Origin of the sequence: Pseudomonas sp. CM25 (genome assembly GCF_013179705.1) — a bacterium.
Taxonomy (GTDB): Bacteria; Pseudomonadota; Gammaproteobacteria; order Pseudomonadales; family Pseudomonadaceae; genus Aquipseudomonas.
In genome coordinates, this window is the sequence record NZ_JABMCW010000612.1 from 1 (window position 1) to 1,660 (window position 1,660).

Genomic DNA, 1,660 nt, shown 5'->3' on the forward strand with positions numbered 1-1,660 from the left:
GGAATCATCCAGCGTCATGTGGGCGAACCCCAGGCGAAATGCCGCCTGGCCGCAACGCACTTGGCTGTTGATCGGGAACGCGTCGTTCAGGTCTTCGAAAAAGGATTCGCTCATGCCCTGTGTCCCTCCAGTGGCGGTCGCGCCGGCAACCAGAAAAGTTGCCCAGGTAGACGCGGCCTGTGAAAGTGAGACTAGCTGGTCATTTGCAGACCACCCGGGCAGAACGCCTTGGACCCGACCAGTGGCATAAACGTTCTATTTCAGGCGCACCGCTGTACCCGTGGCAAAAACCACCACCATGCCGCCTTGTACCGACGGCATGCTGATCTCGAAATCCACACCCACTATCGCGTCGGCGTGCAACTGCCGTGCCCGCGCTTTCAACTCTTCGGTAGCCTGCTCGCGGGCCTCGCGCAGCGCGCTTTCCAGGGTTTGCGAGCGGCCACCGAAAAAGTCGCGAAAGCGTGCAAAGAAATCGCGCACGAAGTTGATGCCCTGCACCGACTCGGAGCTGACTACACCCAGGTATTCGGCAATCGGGCGGCCTTCGAGCTGACTGGTGGTGGAAATGATCATGAGTGCGCTCCGCAAGCCTGGCAAAAGGAGCCGATTCTAACAGAGCGCAGTCCTGCAGATTTGCCTTACGCGCTAGCGGCCCGCAAGCGCTGCCCGATCCGGGCGCCGAAGACGTTGACCAGCAAACCCGCCATCACCAGCAGCGCGCCCCAGCCCTGGGTTGCGGTCAGGCGTTCGCCCAGCAGCAACGCCGACGAGCTCAAGCCAATCACCGGCACCAACAGCGAGAACGGGGCCACCTTGCCTGCCGGGTGGCGCGAGAGCAGCGTGCTCCACAGGCTGTAGCCGAGCATGGTTGCGACAAAGGCCAGGTACGCCAGGGCCAGCAGCGAACTCAAGCTGATATTGGCCAGGGCGTGGCCGATGCGCTCTGGCCCTTCCAGCCACCAGGACAGTGCCAGGAACGGCAGCGGCGGAATCAGCCCGCCCCAGATCACCAGCGCCACCAGGTCGACCGAGCCAAAACGCCGGGTAATGATATTGCCCAACCCCCACATGGCACCGCCACACAGGGTCAGCACCAGCGCCAGCATTGGCACATGGCCGCCATCTTCACTGCCGATCAGTGCCAGGCCACCAGCCGCCACCAGCAGCCCCAGCACGCTGGCCACGCGCAAACGCTCGCCAAGAAACAGGGCAGCGAAGCCAAGGGTGAAGAACGCCTGCGACTGCAAGATCAGCGACGCCAGCCCCGGGGGCATGCCGCTGTACATCGCCTGGAACAGAAAGGCGAACTGGCCCAATGAAATGGTCGCCCCATAGGCGATCAGCCAGCGCCAAGGCAGTTTGGGGCGCTTGACCAGCAAGATAGCCGGGAATGCCACCAGCAAGAACCGCAGCGCGCCCAGCAACATCGGCGGCAAGCCATCGAGGCCCACCTTGATGACCACGAAGTTGACGCCCCAAGCGACAATCACCACCAGGGCGATGAGCAGGTCCTTCAGCGGCATTGCAGCGTTCCTCAGCAGATTTCTTAGACATATTTCGTAACAGCATAAGGCTATTCCATCGCGTCCGACCAGCACAGTTACGCCCAAGGGTTGCGCAACAGTACCACTGTGATCCTCGGTAAACTTCACTTGAC

2 protein-coding genes are annotated in these 1,660 nt (G+C 61.9%); both read right to left on the reverse strand.

What is annotated here, in order from left to right:
- Positions 1–255: 255 nt before the first annotated feature.
- Positions 256–576 (reverse strand): YbjQ family protein, encoded by a 321-nt coding sequence (locus HP546_RS29980; protein ID WP_172233427.1) that lies wholly within the window; start codon positions 574–576, stop codon positions 256–258.
- A gap of 65 nt (positions 577–641) precedes the next feature.
- A complete protein-coding gene (locus tag HP546_RS29985; RefSeq protein ID WP_172233430.1) occupies positions 642–1,526 on the reverse strand; it encodes an EamA family transporter in 885 nt (294 codons plus the stop codon).
- Positions 1,527–1,660: the final 134 nt, after the last annotated feature.